General features: G+C 66.5%; 11 protein-coding genes. 5 read left to right on the top strand and 6 right to left on the bottom strand.

The genetic code is table 11. The annotated features are described in order from the left end of the window. Nucleotides 1-110: 110 nt before the first annotated feature. From atzF to ACTJK8_RS12300, 4 genes are all read left to right on the top strand, one after another. Complete coding sequence (atzF, locus tag ACTJK8_RS12315) at nucleotides 111-1,916, top strand: allophanate hydrolase (RefSeq protein ID WP_012321484.1); 1,806 nt, start codon at nucleotides 111-113, stop codon at nucleotides 1,914-1,916. 115 nt (nucleotides 1,917-2,031) lie between these two features. Then, nucleotides 2,032-3,039 carry a dienelactone hydrolase family protein gene (locus tag ACTJK8_RS12310; RefSeq protein ID WP_059409781.1) on the top strand — a complete coding sequence of 336 codons (1,008 nt, stop codon included), beginning with the start codon at nucleotides 2,032-2,034 and terminating at the stop codon, nucleotides 3,037-3,039. Between the two features lie 491 nt (nucleotides 3,040-3,530). Then, nucleotides 3,531-4,622: an acyltransferase family protein gene (locus ACTJK8_RS12305; RefSeq protein WP_234740953.1), complete on the top strand. Its 1,092-nt coding sequence runs from the start codon at nucleotides 3,531-3,533 to the stop codon at nucleotides 4,620-4,622. Nucleotides 4,623-5,467: 845 nt separating this feature from the next. After that, a complete protein-coding gene (locus ACTJK8_RS12300) occupies nucleotides 5,468-5,995 on the top strand; it encodes a hypothetical protein (RefSeq protein WP_012321481.1) in 528 nt (175 codons plus the stop codon). Nucleotides 5,996-6,269: 274 nt separating this feature from the next. Here ACTJK8_RS12300 and ACTJK8_RS12295 read toward each other — a convergent pair whose 3' ends face one another. The 3 genes from ACTJK8_RS12295 to ACTJK8_RS12285 form a co-directional block, all read right to left on the bottom strand. Continuing rightward, a complete protein-coding gene (locus ACTJK8_RS12295; protein WP_012321480.1) occupies nucleotides 6,270-6,782 on the bottom strand; it encodes a hypothetical protein in 513 nt (170 codons plus the stop codon). Between the two features lie 1,443 nt (nucleotides 6,783-8,225). Continuing rightward, nucleotides 8,226-8,450, bottom strand: a complete 225-nt coding sequence (locus ACTJK8_RS12290; protein WP_012321479.1) for a hypothetical protein — start codon at nucleotides 8,448-8,450, stop codon at nucleotides 8,226-8,228. Between the two features lie 351 nt (nucleotides 8,451-8,801). After that, nucleotides 8,802-9,560, bottom strand: a complete 759-nt coding sequence (locus tag ACTJK8_RS12285) for a sugar transferase (protein WP_440761975.1) — start codon at nucleotides 9,558-9,560, stop codon at nucleotides 8,802-8,804. A gap of 1,183 nt (nucleotides 9,561-10,743) precedes the next feature. On the opposite strand from ACTJK8_RS12285, the gene ACTJK8_RS12280 reads away from it, so the two are divergent. Continuing rightward, the gene (locus ACTJK8_RS12280) at nucleotides 10,744-11,889 is read left to right on the top strand and encodes a glycosyltransferase (RefSeq protein ID WP_012321477.1); all 1,146 of its coding nucleotides are present in this window, start codon (nucleotides 10,744-10,746) and stop codon (nucleotides 11,887-11,889) included. A gap of 125 nt (nucleotides 11,890-12,014) precedes the next feature. Here the strand turns inward: ACTJK8_RS12280 and ACTJK8_RS12275 are convergent, their stop codons facing one another. The 3 genes from ACTJK8_RS12275 to ACTJK8_RS12265 all read right to left on the bottom strand — a co-directional run bounded on the left by ACTJK8_RS12275 (nucleotide 12,015) and on the right by ACTJK8_RS12265 (nucleotide 16,875). Then, nucleotides 12,015-13,358 carry an FAD-dependent oxidoreductase gene (locus ACTJK8_RS12275; protein WP_059408915.1) on the bottom strand — a complete coding sequence of 448 codons (1,344 nt, stop codon included), beginning with the start codon at nucleotides 13,356-13,358 and terminating at the stop codon, nucleotides 12,015-12,017. A gap of 520 nt (nucleotides 13,359-13,878) precedes the next feature. After that, complete coding sequence (locus tag ACTJK8_RS12270) at nucleotides 13,879-15,366, bottom strand: hypothetical protein (protein WP_012321475.1); 1,488 nt, start codon at nucleotides 15,364-15,366, stop codon at nucleotides 13,879-13,881. A 150-nt stretch (nucleotides 15,367-15,516) separates the two neighbouring features. Next, nucleotides 15,517-16,875 carry a polysaccharide biosynthesis/export family protein gene (locus ACTJK8_RS12265; protein ID WP_012321474.1) on the bottom strand — a complete coding sequence of 453 codons (1,359 nt, stop codon included), beginning with the start codon at nucleotides 16,873-16,875 and terminating at the stop codon, nucleotides 15,517-15,519. Nucleotides 16,876-17,059: the final 184 nt, after the last annotated feature.

Genomic DNA, 17,059 nt, shown 5'->3' with positions numbered 1-17,059 from the left:
GCGATCCACCGCTGCACCTCGAGATGCGGGCGCGGGCAGGGCCTGGCCCCCCGCGCGCCGAATCCCCTCGCGCGCGAACTTGTCTGCCGACCTGAGAACGAGGAGCCGCCGTGCCCCCCTTCCCGACGATCCCGCTCCTGCACGCGGCCTACGCCGACGGCCTCGACCCGCGCGCCGTCGTGGCCGAGGCCTACCGGCGGCTCGCCGCGGTGGACGATCCCGGCATCTTCCTCGCGCTCGTCCCGGAGGCGGACGCCCGGGACGCCGCGGCGGCGCTCCCGCCCTTCGACCCCGCTACGATGCCGCTCTGGGGCGTGCCCTTCGCCGTGAAGGACAACATCGACGTCGCCGGCCTGCCGACCACCGCCGCCTGCCCGGACTTCGCCCACACCCCCGCCGAGACCGCACCCGCGGTGGCACGGCTCCGCGCGGCGGGCGCGATCCTGATCGGCAAGACCAACCTCGACCAGTTCGCCACCGGGCTGGTCGGCCTGCGCACCCCCTACCCGGCCCCGCGCAACGCGATCGATCCGGCCTACGTGCCCGGCGGGTCCAGCAGCGGCTCCGCCGTGGCGGTGGCCCACGGGATCGTCGCCTTCGCGCTCGGCACCGATACGGCGGGGTCGGGCCGGGTGCCGGCGGCGCTCAACAACGTCGTCGGGCTGAAGCCCTCCCTCGGGGCGATCTCCAGCCGCGGGATGCTGCCGGCCTGCCGGACCCTCGACACGCTCTCGGTCTTCGCCGGCACCGTCGCGGACGCCGACGCGGCCTTCCGGGTCATGCTGGGTCCGGACGGGGCCGATCCCTGGTCGCGGGCCCTGCCGGTGCCGGCCGCCCCCGCCGGCCTGCCGCCGGGCCTGCGCCTCGGGCTCCCGGACGCGGCGAGCCTCCGCTTCGGCGGCGACGGGCTCTCGGAGGCGGCCTTCGCGGCGACGGTCGCCGATCTCGAAACCCTCGCCGGGGCGGCGGCGCCGGTGGATCTCGCGCCGATGTTCGCCGTCGCGGCCCTGCTCTACGACGGCCCGTGGGTCGCCGAGCGCTACGCGGCGATCCGTGCGGTGATGGAGACGCGCCCCGAGATCCTGCACCCGACGACGCGGACGGTCATCGCCGCCGCCGAGCGCCACAGCGCCGCGGACGCCTTCGCGGGCCTCTACCGCCTCGCGGCGCTGCGCCGGGAGGCGGACGCGGTCTGGGACCGGATCGACGTCCTCGCCGTGCCGACCTACCCGCGCCCGCAGACCTGCGCGGCCCTGGCGGCCGACCCGATCGGGCCGAACAGCGAGCTCGGCACCTACACCAACTTCGTCAACCTGCTGGACTGGTGCGCCCTGGCGGTGCCGGGGCGGCCCCGCGCCGACGGCTTCCCCGCCGGGATCACCCTGCTGGCGCCGCGCGGCTCGGACGGGCTGCTCGCCGCCCTGGGCGCGCGCCTGCACGCGGCGTCCGCGCCGCGGATCGGCGCGGGCACGATCCCGGTGCCGACGGCGGAGCCGGGACCGGCCGCGGCCGGACCGGACGCGATCGAGCTGGCGGTCGTCGGGGCGCATCTCTCGGGGCTGCCGCTGAACCGCGAGCTCGCCGGGTGCGGCGCGCGCTTCCTGCGGGCGGTGCCGACCGCGCGGGACTATCGCCTCTACGCCCTGCCCGGCGGTCCCCCGCAGCGCCCGGGCCTGCTTCGGGTGGCGGCCGGCGAAGGCGCCGCCATCGAGACCGAGGTGTGGGCCCTGCCGCCCGCCGCGTTCGGACGCTTCGTCGCCGCCATCCCGGCGCCGCTCGGGATCGGCACCCTGCGGCTCGCCGACGGTACGGCGCCCAAGGGCTTCCTGGTCGAGCCGGCCGGCCTCGACGGGGCGGCCGAGATCACGCGCTTCGGCGGCTGGCGCGCCTACCTGGCCGACCGCGCGGCCGCGTAGCCTCCCGGGCCCGGGACTGACATCGGCCGCCGAAGGGAAACCGGCTCCGGCCCGTCACGCGGGGACAGGGCGCCCGCGCCGCTGCTAGGCTGCCGCCCGGTGGCGGAGGGCTCCGATGCAACGACCGATCCTGTTCCTGGCGGCCTGCCTGCTGGCCGGCATCCCGCGGGCGGTCTCCGCCGGGCCCGCGCCGGACGGCGTCGCCGATCTCGGCAGCTACGCCACCCGCGTGGAGATTCACCCGTTCGACAGCCTGACGCTGACCGACCGGCAGTTCCTCACCGGCACGTCCGAGGGGGCGAAGCCGGTCACGGTCGCGGGGCTCCTGCGCGTCGCCAAGGCGGGGACGGAGCGCCTGCCGACCGTGATCCTGATGCACGGCTCCGGGGGCCTGGGCGGGAACATCGAGTTCTGGCAGCGGGCGCTGGCGGCGCGCGGGATCTCGACCTTCGCCATCGACGGGTTCACCGGGCGCGGCCTGACCAGCGTCAACACCGACCAGAGCCTCCTGGCGCGCACGAACCTCATCCTCGACATCTACCGGGCGCTGGGCGTGCTGGCCCGGCATCCGCGGGTCGACCCGGCGCGGATCGCCGTGATGGGCTTCTCGCGCGGCGGGCAGGCCGCGCTCTACGCGAGCCTCAAGCGCTTCGACGCGGCCTGGAACCGCTCCGGCGTCACCCCCGCCCTCTACCTACCGGTCTATCCGGACTGCTCGATCCGGTTCCGGGACGACACCGCCGTCGTGGACCGGCCGATCCGGATGTTCGGGGGCAGCGGCGACGACTACAATCCCGCCGCGACCTGCGCGGCCTACGCGGAGCGTCTGAAGGCGGCCGGTGCCGATGTCGACCTGACCGTCTATCCCGGGGCGCAGCACGTCTTCGACAACCCGACCGGGCCGAGCCAGCCCGTGGTCGCCAGGGGCGCGCAGACCGTCCGCGCCTGCGCGATCCGCGAGGCGGCGGACGGCGCCCTCGTCGAGGGCGCGAACGCCGCGCCGTTCACCTATGCCGACCCGTGTGTGCAGCGCGACCCGCATATCGGCTCCGACGCCGCCGCCCGCGCCGCGGCCCTGTCGCGCGTCTCGGAGGCGCTCGACACGGCTTTCCGGGCGCGGTGAAGGACGCAGCGCAGCGCCGCGTCCTTGCCTGATCCTGCGGGCAGAGCCGCCGCGGGATCCGCCGCGTTGTCGCTGCCGCGGGCAACAGGACGATCAAACTGGGCGGCTCGCTCACGCTGCAGGTTTGAAGGCCCGAGACCGACGCCCAGCCGCTCTGCAGAGCCGTCCGACTCTCCCGGTGCAGCGACAGGACTCCCTGCCTGAACCTCGGCGATGCCGGTCGATCCGGGGCTTCAGCCTGCTTCAGTGCCAACCCGCTCAAGGTCCAGCGGATCGAGCCGGACGCGTCGGCGACACGAGACGGCCGCAAAGCCCAAACATAATGCAAATTGTGGCCCTATAGGCGCGGAAACGCCCAAAAAGGTGACTGTTCGCGGCAGGGAATCCGGCGAACGTCCCTGCTGCCCGAATTCGCCGAGACGATCGGATCGTTCCCTGTGCCGCGTGACACGATCGAACACCGGCGGACCGAAGTGTGGACTCCCTCTCTCATGAGTACCCTTGCCCCGCGTGTTGAGAGAGGCGCCCGCAGGAATAATTTCGGATCTCTTCGGATCGCACTCGCTCTGTTGGTCATTATCGGACACGCGCCGGAACTGATCGACGGCGATCGCGCGCGCGACTTCCTGGTACGGATCACCGGCAGCTTCTTCTCGGGAGATTTGGCCGTTGACGGCTTCTTCCTGATCAGCGGCTACCTCATCACGAAGAGCCTCCAGTCCTCACGATCGTTGAAGAGTTATCTGTCCCGGCGCATCGCGCGCATCTATCCCGGATTCATTGCCGCGTTCATTGTATCGATACTGCTCTTTGGAAGCCTGTCGGGCGGATCACTGAGCGACATTCCGGTCGTCAAAAGTGTCACGAAGCTCTTCATTCTCGGTCTGCCTGTCGTCCCAGGCGCGTTTGCCGGCCTGCCGCATCCGGACCTCAACGGGTCGATGTGGACCATCTCGTACGAGTTCCGCTGTTACGTGCTCGCGATCGGTATCGGCGCCCTCTCGACGCTCGCCGGACGGCGTTACTGCCTCGCGATCATCGTCGGGCTCGGCATCCTCTACGGCTTCCGTCACGCGGTGCCAGACATACCGCACGGAAGCCCCATCTTCGGCAGCTCGAGCGCAACGATCCGGTTGACCTTCATCTTCCTCATCGGATCTGCGTTCTACCTCTGGCGGGACGTCATCCCTCTGACGGGGCGCGGAGCTCTACTGGCGCTGATTTCCTGTACGGGCCTCCTGTTTGTCCCTCCTCTGGCAGAGCCGGCCTTCGCGATCTTCGGCGGCTACCTGATCTTCTGGTTTGCGCTGGCAACGCCTGCCAATCGCCTGAGCCAGTGGGTCGACCGCACGGATCCGAGCTATGGTCTGTACCTCTACGCGTGGCCGACGCAGAATCTCCTCATTCAGAAGATTCCAGGGATCACGCCACTTCTGTTGATCGTTTTGACGATACCGATCGCGTTCTGCTTCGGGATCCTGAGCTGGCACTGGATCGAGCGGCACTTCGTGCGGCGGCGCAACGCGGGTAACCCGAACTTCATCTGCGCTGACCCGGACGCTCTGCTCCCCAGGCTCCGCTAGGAACCGGCCTTTCCAGGCTCCGGCCCTTCGTCACCGACGATGCGCGAATCCGAACGGGGTGTTCCCGCACGGGGCAGCGGCGCTCCGCACAGGGCCGTTCTGATCGCGGCGCTTTCGCGTGAAGGCCGGCCCGCAAGAGGGGCCGCCCGGGCGATCGCTCGCGCCTGGCGGGCAGCCAGCCAATGCGCCCGCGCGAGGAACCTTCGGGGTCCTCGGTCGAGACGGCTCGGCTCGCTCCGAGATCTCGACAGGACGAACAACGCCCGATGATGCGCTCGCCGACCGGGTCCTCCCGCTGTGTGCGGCGCGTCGTCCGTTTCAACAGACCGCATCTCGTATCCTAGCCCATGTCCTGTGCACCGTCGGACTGTCCTGATCCCGTGTCCGGCGAGGCCAGTGGGCGGATGTGTTTCGATGGCGAGCCGCCCGATCCGGCCAGAACTGGACCGGCCCACCATCTGAGAGCCCGTTCTGGCAGGGCATGACATCGTCCGCGCGGAGCCTCCCAGGCGTGCCTGCTCGGTACAACGAAGTCACTCGATATTACTTCCACACGATCTCGCAATTTCAGAATTCAAGCGAGAGAAATTTCCATAGCATTACTTTACAACGACTTTAACGATGACAATCGCAGCGGGAAATTACGCCAGAATCCGTCGCCGCGAACCGACCCACCTCAAGACTGGTTCCGCCAAGAACGGTTGCCGAAATTCGTACTACTTTCGGCTATTTCAGACCATGGGTACTGCCATGAGCAGTTTATAAGGGTTGGACTCGGGCGTGCCAACACTGGTATGCCGGGTCTGAGCTTGGCTAGAATGGCCGGGCGCAGCGCGAGGGCGGCCATGGCTTTCAGACGTATCGGAACGCTCGTGGTGGTGCTGACATCGAGCGCGTGCTCGCATGCGCCGCCGATGCCGACCGCCTACAGCGCCTTGCCGCCCCTCACAGCGACACCCGCCGCAGCCGCGTCGACGGGACCGCTCGTGGACGCCGCCGCGCCGCGTGCTGATGCCGATATCGGTCCACCGCCCGTCATCATTCCCGGCACGCTGAAGCTCAGGGATGCGGAGATCGGCCAGCGCGGCGTGAATCCTCTGGCGGTGCTCGATTCCTCGATGCGCAACCGCATGAGCTGGAAGAGTCTCCATCCGGAGAATCTGACGAAGCCGCCGATCTATTCCGGCCTGTCCCGGATGGCGAACGGTGTCGACGTCGGAGAGACCTCAGCCACACGGAAAGACAACATCCCCGGTTTCGACCGAGAGCTCGCCACGAAGCGGATCATGTCGGAGTACAATCGCGAAGCGGCTATGGCAGCGCTCCTGAAGGGCGGCCGGGACGCTTCGAAGAGCGTATGCTCTGGATGCTAGCGTCGCCCTCCGACGCGGCCGGGGCGGTGGACGGCGAAGTCTCGATCACGATCAGGAAGCGTCTGGCGCGCTCTCACCCGTCGCCTTGTCCTGCCGTCAATGCCCCCATCACGCGAAGCGGCGATCCCTCTCGCAGAGAACTCCCTCAGCCGACGCCACCCAGAAACCGGTCCGCGATCGTCACCGACGATCGCGCCTTCACCGGCGACGAGGGCGCCTGCGCTGCAGCCATCGCCCCGGCCCTCTGCGCCTCTCTCCGACCTGCGGCGAGGCGTCAGTAGCGCGGCGAGAAGTCCATCCCTGTCACGACGGTGAACACCGGCGGCGTACGGTCAGCGAGCTCGATCCGCGTGGGATCTTGCGATCGCTCGGTCTGAACCGAGGGGCAGAACAGAGTGGAGGGCAACTCGGCCTTCGGCGAGAGGACCCGGTCCAGAGGAGCCGGCCTCGTCATGGCGGGCTTCGGATCCAGCCAGGTGCCGGGCATCACCTGCTGTCCACAATTGCCGACGACCGCCTCGTGTATCGTCCCATCGATCGCGGCGGAAACCACGCAACTGGCGGGGTGGTACACCAACTCGTACTGGAACCTCCTGCTCGCGTCGGACTCGGTTCGGAACCGGTCATCCAAGACCACCGCCGTGTGGGGGCGGTCGGTTGTACCGACGACATAGAGCCGGCCAGTGGCGATGGCAGCGACCGTGATATCGGAGGCGGCCGAGGCGGACATGCTGAAGACAAGCGCCAGCGCTCCTGAAAGCGCCGCAGTCGAAATCAAGCCGAGCATCCTGCCCTCACCCTCAACCCGTCACCTGACCAGACCCGACGCGATCGTATCGCAGATATCGCGAGCCTCGGCAGCACTCTGAACAACGAAGCCCACGGCCATTTTACCTAGCGATGATCAGTACCAATCACTCGATAGAGGTACATCGCCATCCCATCCACCGGAATATCGGGCCGGATGGTCCGTAGATCCAACGCACGGGCGCCGGCCCGTACCTAATCGCGTGCCAACACGCTCCAATCTCGACGAGAGCCTATACGGGACGGGCCCCGGAGCATCAACGAACGCACTTGCCCGTACTGGAAGTCGGGCCCCGTCTCGATCACTGATCGATAAATTCCAGATCTCGGACCGAGACGCGAGTTCCAGCCGCCAAGTTCGTCGCCGCAAGCACTTGCCTGGACCTGCGGCGCTCGCGGACTTCGCCGCGACGGTGCTTTACCCCCACTCCTTCCGGCTGCGGCGCCGTGATCCGCGCGCGTTCGGACGGATGGCGTCGCCGACGTCCCGCGTCGATCGGTGCGCGCTTCACGCCCGCTGAGAGCCGACCGGGCCGATGAAGCGAAGGCTGGGCAGGAGCGGACAGTGATGCATCGCTAAAATCCCACATTGAAAAATCTCAATACATAATAAACAGCACCAGACAGAACTACACCCGCAGCGATCCAGATAAATATCAACACCCAGCGGTCGAAATACGCCACATCGTCGTCGGCATAGTTTATTGCACAAGGAACACAATAAATTCCAGAATGCTCCACCTTTGCACCACACGTTTGGCAAACGCTGATCGAAGAAGATCGCTCTCTGGCGGTCATTCTGCGCGTGCGCAGAGGCAGGCCAAAGTGCCAGCGTCGAACGCCAACTCCCGTCTCCCAAAGCCTCATACCAGCACTCGCCATCCCATACAGGAGAATACATTAGACCCGACCGATGAGTCCCCACGCTTCGCCGACTTTACATACCAACAAAACATATATCAAAATGTGAATATTGTCAATTTCAGCACGATGACGCACCAGACCCGAAGTCTCAGTCCGGACATTTCAGAGATCTTCCGTCCGCAGGAAGCTTAGTCGTTCTGGCGACCAAGGTCGAACGAACACTCAGATCAAATCCGCCGAAAATCGCGCAGCCACCGCGGGTCATCGCGCGCTCCGATTCGTGCGATCCACGACTCATCGCTGCGCCCGAACGCCCGCAGGGCACCGCCTGCACAGCAGAGGCGCCGGAGAGATCGAACGTCGGCGACTCCGATGCGATCGCGCCTCCGGCTGAGGTTTGGCTCGTCAACGGCGATCATCGACGCAGTGCCGATCTGTCCCCGCCGCGATCCGATGCTTCGACGGTGGGCAGCCGCGGCGACGGGCCCGAGTTTGTGGAATCCCGGGATGGGCCGCTTGAGCCCGGCGAAGGCTCGGCCGGGACGATGTTGCGCTCGCCTCAGAAACGCTTCGCCGCGGCGGCCCGACGGTGCAGGACCCAGCGCGAAGCCCGACACCACAGCTGCGTTGGCAGCCAGTACAGCGTTCTTGCCGCACCGATCCCGGCCATGATCGCCACGAACACGTGCGCCAACAGATCGAGGATCAAGCCGGGCGGCTCGTCCACCTCGATCCGATCATACCAGATCGGATCCTCGTGCCGGCACGGTTCATGGTTGACCATCGCTGGATTCTCCGCGGCTCGATCCGACGAACGAGCAAGCTGTCGACCGGTCTCGTCGAGGCCAAGACCCGAGTCTCAGGCTCCGCGCGCCGCGTGGCCGTCTCCGGCGCTGCCGCGTGATGGTCTCGCGCACCCCGAGGTCCGTGATATCGTCCACGTCGCGACGCGGCGCGAATAGCCGCCCGGCGACGTTCGTCCCGTCGATCCGCACCTCGGAAAGTGGTTCGGGTCACGCCGTCGCACCGCGCCGGAGCCGAGGCCAGGGCCAGCGGCGTCGGAGCCGTCCCAACCCCGATTGCGCCGGGGCGCGCCGCAATCCGGCGCGGTGCGGCGCCGCGGGCCGCCCGTGTCTCATCGGCTCCCGCGCTGCGCCAGAACCGCGGGAACGGTGCGCAGCATGATGGCGAGATCCCGGTGCAAGGTCCACCGGGTGGCGTAGTCCAGATCCAGCGCCACGCGCTCGGCATAGGTCGTGTCGGAGCGGCCCGAGACCTGCCACAGCCCGGTCACCCCCGGCGGCACGGCGAAACATGTGGGGAAGGCCCGCCCGTAGCGGGCGACTTCGGCCGGCACGATCGGGCGCGGACCGACCAAGCTCATCTCACCGCGCAGCACGTTCCAGAGCTGCGGCAGCTCGTCCAGCGACGTCTTGCGCAGCACGTACCCGATGGCGGTGACGCGCGGATCGTCGCTGAGCTTGTGTGTGGCCGCCCATTCGGCCCGGGCTTGCGGATTTGCGGCCAAGTGCGCCGTCAGAACGGCGTCGCCGTTCGTCACCATGGAGCGGAACTTGAGACAGCCGAAACGGCGCCCGTCCCGTCCCACTCGCATATGGCGGAAGATCGGTGCCTTGCGATCACCGGCATAGACCAGCGCGGCGATCAGGAGCAGCAGCGGCAGGAGCAGAAACAAGGCCGAGGCCGCCACGGTGATGTCCAGACCGCGCTTGGCGGCCCAGCCCAGCCGCAGACCCCGCGCCACGAACGGCGCCGCTGGCAGAACGGCCTCTGCGACCGCCTCTGCCGCCTCGCCCACTTGGTCCGCCAGCTCAACACTGTACTGCGGTGCACGCAAGGTAGGCTGAAGCGGTGGGCCGACGTCGCGCAGCATGGTTTTGGCTCCTCGTGACGGCAGGGGGCCGCCGGGTGCAGCAACGGTTAATCAATTGTTAACGATCCGATATCAAATCATTGCGCCTGTATCAAGCTTAGCCGCGCCCTATATGTCAGTACATTTTTCACTGTAAATTGTAAGAATAGATTTCGATCTTGCAGGCTGAAGAGAAGTGGCACCGTGACTCTGTCCCGCGACGCCGCAACGAATCGGGTTCAGCGTCGCCATCCCCGCAATGTCGCGAGACACCTACCTCGGCCGGATGCTCACCCATCATTGTGCACTGCGTGCGTCCGGGCCGAGGAATGCCGCGCATTCCAACGGTTGATGATCGAGAGCTGAGCCACGCCCGGCTCTGTGCTTTTTCCGCGCGAGCGGCCCTCATCCGGATCGGGGCGTCCTCGCGTGGGGAACGCTGTGCAATGTCCGGAATCCCCGGCGCAGGTATTCCGGAAGGTGGCCGCGGCGGCGATCGCCAGGATGCCGCGGAATGGCTCCGCCAGATCAATTTCGCCTCGAACACGGCCATGACAACGGAGAGGGCGCTCTCTATGGGTGGGCTGACGATACAGTACGTCGAGCGCCGTCGACGGGCGGGATGCGCACCGGATCGTGGAAATCGGTTGCCGCGCCGCAGCAGGACGCGCGTGCGCGGCCGTGGTCCGACGCCGCCGGACTAATCACTATGGCGGCGGCAGCCTCGGCGTGACCCGGATGGACGAACTCAGTATCCTGCGGATGGCTAAGCGGCATCCGACGTGCAGGAGCGGCGACAATGCCGAAGTCAGTGCGGGTTGGGGCGGCTTATGACGCATGCGCCGAGAGAGAGAGCAGGGTGCCGAGGTGCGCGGCGCGCAGAGCGGTCTCCGCCCGTTCGGGCGAATGCCGGGAGACCCGAGCCTGATGCGGATCCAGAGAATACCCGCCCGGTCGGCACGCCCTGTCCGGACCACCGCCGCACAGCGGATGTCGTGAGACTCATCGCGACCTTCTGAATTCCGCCACCGCCGGCAGCACCCGAGGCTCGGCTCAATCTGGTCCAGCTGATGGCGCCCGTATTCGATCAAGCTGAGAACATCGCAATCATGGTCCCTTGCCTATGGAGCAGCTGCCTGACAGCGGCAGATCGGACATCCGCCGGCCCGACCTGCGCGATGACCGTGGAAGCAGGGTCCGATCGATGAGGGTCGCGATCGTCCATTACTGGCTCGTCGGGATGCGAGGCGGCGAGAAGGTCATCGAGGCGCTCTGCGATCTCTATCCGGAAGCCGACATCTTCACGCACGCCTACGCGCCGCAATCCATGTCGCCGACCATCAGGGCACACCGGGTCAGAACCTCGTTCATCGGCAGATTGCCGTTCGCGACCAGCCGCTACAAATCCTATCTGCCCCTGATGCCGATGGCCCTCGAGCAGCTCGACCTGCGGGGATACGATCTGATCATCAGCAGCGAATCGGGTCCGGCGAAGGGGATCATCCCGCCCTCGGACGCGCTGCATATCTGTTACTGTCACTCGCCGATGCGGTACGTCTGGAACATGTACCATGACTATCGCGAACGGACTGGGCTGCTCACGCGCATGCTGATGCCGCCGGTGGCCCACTACGTGCGCAACTGGGACGCGGTCTCGGCCGGCCGGGTCCACGAGTTCATTGCCAACTCGGACACGGTCGCGCGGCGCATCGAGACCTACTATCGGCGCCAAGCCAAAGTCATTCATCCGCCGGTGGATACCGCCGCTTTCGAGACTGTTCCGGACAGCGAGCGCGGTGACTACCATCTGATGGTCGGCGAAATGGTCCGCTACAAGCGGCCGGAACTGGCGATCCAGGCCTTCAACCGGTTGGAGCAGCCGCTCGTGGTGATCGGCGGCGGCGAGATGCTGCGCGAGCTGCGCAGCATGGCCGGCCCGCACATCAAGATCCTCGGTCCGCAGCCCTTCGAGGTGTTGAAGCACCACTACGCACGGTGCCAGGCCCTGATCTTCCCCGGGGAGGAGGATTTCGGCATCGTTCCCGTCGAGGCCATGGCGAGCGGCCGGCCGGTGGTCGCGTTTGGCAAGGGCGGCGTCACCGAGACGGTCATCGACGGCGTGACCGGGACCTTCTTCCACGAGCAATCCGTCGACGCGCTGATCGATGCCGTCCGACGCTGCCGGTTGATCGGCGTGGAACCCGAGCGCCTCGTCCGCCGCGCCGCCGACTTCGGCGTCGGCCGCTTCGCGGACGAGATCAGCCAATTCGTCGACGGGGTGCTGGCGCGCGAGCGCCTCGCGGCGCCGCGCCCGCCGCGCGAGTCCAGCCGCGCCTACCTGGTCCAGTGACACGGTCCCGCGACAGCGGCGGGCGGATCCGGGGGCTGCGCTGAACCGCCGAGGCGACGACCGACGAGCGGGTGGCACTGGTCTCAGAGGGCGAGGCGACGCGTCCTCTGGTCGGATCGCCTCGACTAAGCGTCGGCCGTGCCGGCCGGCATCAGATGGGCCGCCGCGTTGAGGGTCGAAACACGGGCCGTCGGCTGGTAGTCGAAGCCACCCTGCCGACCGAACGACTCGATCCCGAAATCGCTGAGCTGCGAGAGCGCGCGCGACACCCGCTGATGGGCCTTCCCCGTGTAGACGGGATAGGCACAGGGCACCATCTGACTGCCCTCGCAAACCAGATCACCGGCGAAGAGCCCGTTCTTGGCGACGTGCGCCCGAAAATCCTGCTCGGCGATCGTCGCGGAGTCGCCGGCATGTCCGGCAATGACCTCGACTCCGAAATACTCCCGCCCTTCCACCCGACCGTAGAAATCCGAATACATCGTGAGCCGCTTCCACGCCCCGTCGTGCGCGAAGTTGTAGAGCACCGAACAATCGAAGCCGCGGGTCCCGCTGAAGCTGAAATACAAGCTGATCAGCGTCACCGACGCGAGACCGGGATCCTCCCGGATACCGCAGAGCGCAAGCGCCCGAGCAATGGGAATCGTCGAGATGAGTCGATTGGCGGTGAAGCGGCCGCTCTCGGTGCGGACATCGAATTGTGTCCCGCGCCGCGTGATCGATACGATCCGCTGACCCATGTGAAAGGCCGAGCCGCGCTGCCGGAGGGTCCGCGCGGCCACCTCGTAGAGGGCGTTGAAGCCTTCGCGGGGCCGCGCCAGCTGCCGGTTGGTCGGACCCGGCGAGCGATGCCGGCGGACATAGCGCAACAAGACGCGCGGCGTGGCGTGCTCCTTGATCCAGAGCATCCGCTTCTCGGCGAATTCCAGATCGACCCAGTCGGCCGGCACGCCGAAGAACCGCTTCATGTAGCTCTCGAGGCCGGACCGTCTGAGCAGATAGTCACCGATCCAGTAGCGGGCGAACTCCCGCGCATTCCCGATCTTGCGCCGCGCCACGCGCGAGAACGCGGCCGACAGCGCGATCCTCACGATTCCCCACGGGCCCGCCCGGACAACATCGTCCCGGATCGACAGCGGGTATGAGGTCACGAAAGCCTGAGGTGTCAGCTTTCCCCACGTCGGCTTGATCGGAACGTAATGCTCCAGCAGCTCGGGAAAATACTTCAGCAAAGGCGAATCGTCTTGAAAGATCAGGCTTCCGACATCGAAGGTATACCCCTTGATAGCCCGGTCGATATGGTTTCCCCCAAGATTGGGAAATTCATCGATGACGGCAATTCTGCGACACCCGAGATCGTGCAATATAGAGGCTGAGACGATGCCGGTAATCCCGGCCCCTAAGATGATCGCATCGAACATCTCATCTTCGGATCGCCCGTCGCCGTCGAGATTCGAAGAGTCGGTCATGCTTCTCTTTGCACCGGCAATGGCGTCAGACGAGATAGGACGATGGCGGAGCATGGTGATCGCCCGGGCAGAACGTGATTACCACCGCCGAGAGCTCGAATCATACCGAAGTTTTCGCATCGACACCATAAGAACCGACCGGAACCCAGTCGTCACCAGCATTAACGATCCGGAATATGTAAACATGCCATGGCGCGGGCCGAAACACCGCCTATGGTCCAACGACAACCCTCGCCACCCGTTTCGAACGGGCCGAGCGGCGCCCGCCGCCGTGCGGCCGGCAGCGGCAGCAACGACCGCTCGGCAGCAGAGTAAAATGGATGATAAGCCCGATGCATACCCTGGAGCCACCGGATCAAGAGAGTCGAATCTGCCCAGCAGCCCCAGGTGTTTCCTCAGAACCGCGAGCCATGTCGGTGTCGGCCATCGCGGCGCGACGGCGCGGACCTCAGTGTTTCTCCCGGAGCGGCACGCGGACAGGCGGCTTCCGGTGCCCGTCATCGGCTCGCCGAATCGGCGTTCAGGCCCGCTCCGACGTGCCGAGTGATCCACTCCGAGCCAGCTGCCGAGCTGGCTCAACGAGCCGGGCCTGTATCGCGGCTGCGGCCGGCGCGATCGAGGCCGCGGAAACACTGCGCCCCCCGACCGGACCGCGTACGGGATAGGCGCACGCGGTCGCGGCAAAGATATAGAACATCAGGCCCTGATCGACCGTCGGACCCGCGATGATGCTGCCGGAGAGCAGGCACAGGCAGGCGACGCGGCCAGCGGCGCGGATATCGCTCGCGTAGGTGCGCGGCGCTCCGCGCCGAAATCCGAACACAGAAGCCAGGAACAGCACGTAGAACACGGCTCCGGGTATCCCGACATTCGACAGCACCGCGAGAGGAAAGCTCGACGTGCGGTTGGTTCCGAGGCCGACGCCCAGGCCGTTCGAGTCGACGAAGTTCCGCCACGCGTAGGCGTTCCAGGCCGAGCGCTGAACACCCGAGCTTGTCTCGGCTTTGCTCAGAACAAGCGTATCGACGTAATCGTAGACGCGCTCGGCCACACCGTTGACGGAGAGGGCCAGGAGCACGAGGACGCAGAGGACCAGCGGACCGGCCACCACCAGTCCGGCACTGAAACGGTCCTGCCGATGCGTGCTGCAACGCATCAGCGCGATCGTGTAGAGGATCGCTATCAGGACCGCGGCGCCGACCAGGCCGGTCGAGGATGTCGATAGGATCACGAACAGCAGCGAGATCAAGGCGAGCGGTCCCGTCACCGAGGGCTTGCGGCCACAGAGCCAGAGCATGCCGGTGAAACCGCAACCGCCCAGCGTCATCCCCGCGAAGGCCGACGCCTCCGGCCAAGCCCCGATGATCCGCCGCATACTGCCGACACTCTCCTCGTCGTGGAACGTGTACTGAGCGTTGCGAATGAACTGCAGGACCTCCTGAGTGCCCGTCGCGGCGGTCAGCACATCGATGATGCCGAAGCAGATATTAGCGGCCACATAGATGATGAGCGCTCTCGCGAGCGTCTCGATCCCGTTCTTGGTGGATCCGAAAGCGGTGATGACACTGAAACAGACCAGATCGCCGATGAGATAGATCGGCTGCGTGAAATTGCTGGAGACCGGGCCCAGGGGAACGACGCCGTCGCTCGTGATCAGATGTGACGAGGTTCCCAGCGGCACGATATAGGTCTGGCCGGCGAAGAGCCGGGGCAGGATGTAGCTGCTCGCCACCCCGTAGAGCGTGAGGCAGAGAAGCCAGAAGCCCGCTTCCGGCAGGCGGAAGGAGCTCAGGACCAGTGTCGAGATGTTGCGATAGAACAGTGTCGCAATCATCAGAAACACGAGGAAGAGATGCGCCGGCTGCACGTTGGCGCCGCCCAGAAGAAGAGCCGCGGCCGATCCGAGATTACAGAAGACCACGAAGGCGATCACGACCGATTCCCGGCCGAGCAGGAGACAGAACAGGCCGACGACGACCGTGATGGCACCTATCGGTTCGAAGCTCATGTCAGGCCGGTCCAGGCATGATCGACGACGGGTCGGCAGCGGCGCTCGGGCGACGCATCACCGGTCGGACGGTCGAGGCCGGGCCTGTATCGGACGATCGCGTCGCCTGATCGCCCCGCCGATCGATGCGACGCGCACGCACCGGCCAGCTCAGCGATTGGCGCTGTCGGTCGGCCGGTGTGGCGCGTCCGAAGCGGCCGGACCGCGACTCACCGGCGCGCCCGCCGATCCGTGCCGCGGCGTCGGGGATGACCGCGTCTCCCCGGGTTTATCGGCCGGCTGACGCACGAGCGTCACGCGCACGACGTCGCCGGGTTCGACGACGGCCTCCTCCGAGGCGAGCCATGTGCCCGCCTTCACCCCCTGCTTTCGAGTGATCTCGTAGCGCGCGCTCAAGGTTTCGGACGCGTCATCGGTGTTGCCGACCATCTGCGACTCGGCGTCGGCCGTGAGCCGCTCGGCCGTGCGCGTCTTCTCGTCGATCGAGGCGAGTTTCTGACGGACATCTGCGGCCTCCGACAGAGCTTCGCGGCGGAACCGGGCTTTGAGGTCGATGATATCGCGCTCGGCGCGCGTGAGGCTCTGCTGAGCGCGCAGCATGGCAACCTGCACGTCGAGCCGGCTGCTCTCGAACGACGCCTGACTCTGCTCTGCGGCGAGCTTTCGCGGGGCGATCGTGAGCCCCTTCGAGACCAGATCGTTGATCAGACCGAGTTCACCGCGGCTGAGCTCGATCTGGCGGTCGAGGGTTTTGGATTTATTATCAAGGGTGCTCATCTCATTCTGGAAGCTGGCGATCGACTGCTCAATCGCCTTGATCTCGGCCTTCAGCGCGTTCCGACGCGTGTCGAACAGGAGCTGTTCACCGCGAACGGCCTGCTCCGCATACGTCTTGTCCACTGTGCCTCTCAGATCGCCTCCGAACGCGATCGTCTCCGCGCCCCCGATCTCCGCCTCGAGACGGGCCAGCTTGGCGGCCAAGCCGACGCGCTCCGCGGCCAAGTTTCGCAGCTCGCCGCGCGACGTGACCGCGTCGCGCTGGATGCTGCGCGGATCGGTGCCTCGCATCAGGCCCTGAGCCGTGCTCACGGCCTGCAGTACGGTCAAGCCAGGTTGGTACTCGTACTTGCCGGGCTGCTGGACGGCGCCGATGATGTAGAATGGACGGTAGGTCGCGACCTCGACGGAGGCCGCAGGCTTCTCCGCGAGATCGGCCACCTGCTTCAGCGCGACACCGATGGCGTTCGCGAGATCGATCGGCGTCCCGCCCGCCGCCTTGATCTGTCCGATCAGCGGCATCGACACTGTTCCATCCGCCGCGACGACGAATTGACCGTTCAGTGCCGTCCACGAGTACGCTTCGCCGGTGTTGCGACGCAGATCATAGACGCGGATCGTCAGATGATCCTGAGGGCCGAGCACGTATCGACCCGCCTCGTCGGCGGCCGCATTCGCGAGCGGGCCGCCGAACAGCAAAATGCAAGCCGCCGCACCTACACGCAGACGCATCAAATTCTCCTCGACCGGACCCAGATCTTGAGTATGAATCTGTGCGCCGCGCCGGCCCTACGGTATCCGAAGCACAGAGTCCCGAGAGCCATATTGAATCGTAGCAGACGCGGCCAGATTAGCCAAGATTTATCGATCCCAGGTCTGTCTTGCGGCCGGCGCCTTTCCGAGTGGTCGGCGCAGA

The organism is Methylobacterium sp. 22177 (assembly GCF_052045615.1).
Lineage (GTDB): Bacteria > Pseudomonadota > Alphaproteobacteria > Rhizobiales > Beijerinckiaceae > Methylobacterium > Methylobacterium radiotolerans.
This window is presented reverse-complemented; position numbering and strand designations above follow the sequence as displayed.

Bases quoted from the DNA above. Each gene is read 5' to 3' on its own strand.
- ACTJK8_RS12280 (WP_012321477.1), top strand. From the start codon at position 10,744: ATGAGGGTCGCGATCGTCCATTACTGGCTCGTCGGGATGCGAGGCGGC.
- ACTJK8_RS12295 (WP_012321480.1), bottom strand. From the start codon at position 6,782: ATGCTCGGCTTGATTTCGACTGCGGCGCTTTCAGGAGCGCTGGCGCTT.
- ACTJK8_RS12310 (WP_059409781.1), top strand. From the start codon at position 2,032: ATGCAACGACCGATCCTGTTCCTGGCGGCCTGCCTGCTGGCCGGCATC.
- ACTJK8_RS12305 (WP_234740953.1), top strand. From the start codon at position 3,531: ATGAGTACCCTTGCCCCGCGTGTTGAGAGAGGCGCCCGCAGGAATAAT.
- ACTJK8_RS12275 (WP_059408915.1), bottom strand. From the start codon at position 13,358: ATGACCGACTCTTCGAATCTCGACGGCGACGGGCGATCCGAAGATGAG.
- ACTJK8_RS12285 (WP_440761975.1), bottom strand. From the start codon at position 9,560: ATGCTGCGCGACGTCGGCCCACCGCTTCAGCCTACCTTGCGTGCACCG.
- ACTJK8_RS12290 (WP_012321479.1), bottom strand. From the start codon at position 8,450: ATGGTCAACCATGAACCGTGCCGGCACGAGGATCCGATCTGGTATGAT.
- ACTJK8_RS12300 (WP_012321481.1), top strand. From the start codon at position 5,468: ATGGCTTTCAGACGTATCGGAACGCTCGTGGTGGTGCTGACATCGAGC.
- ACTJK8_RS12270 (WP_012321475.1), bottom strand. From the start codon at position 15,366: ATGAGCTTCGAACCGATAGGTGCCATCACGGTCGTCGTCGGCCTGTTC.
- ACTJK8_RS12265 (WP_012321474.1), bottom strand. From the start codon at position 16,875: ATGCGTCTGCGTGTAGGTGCGGCGGCTTGCATTTTGCTGTTCGGCGGC.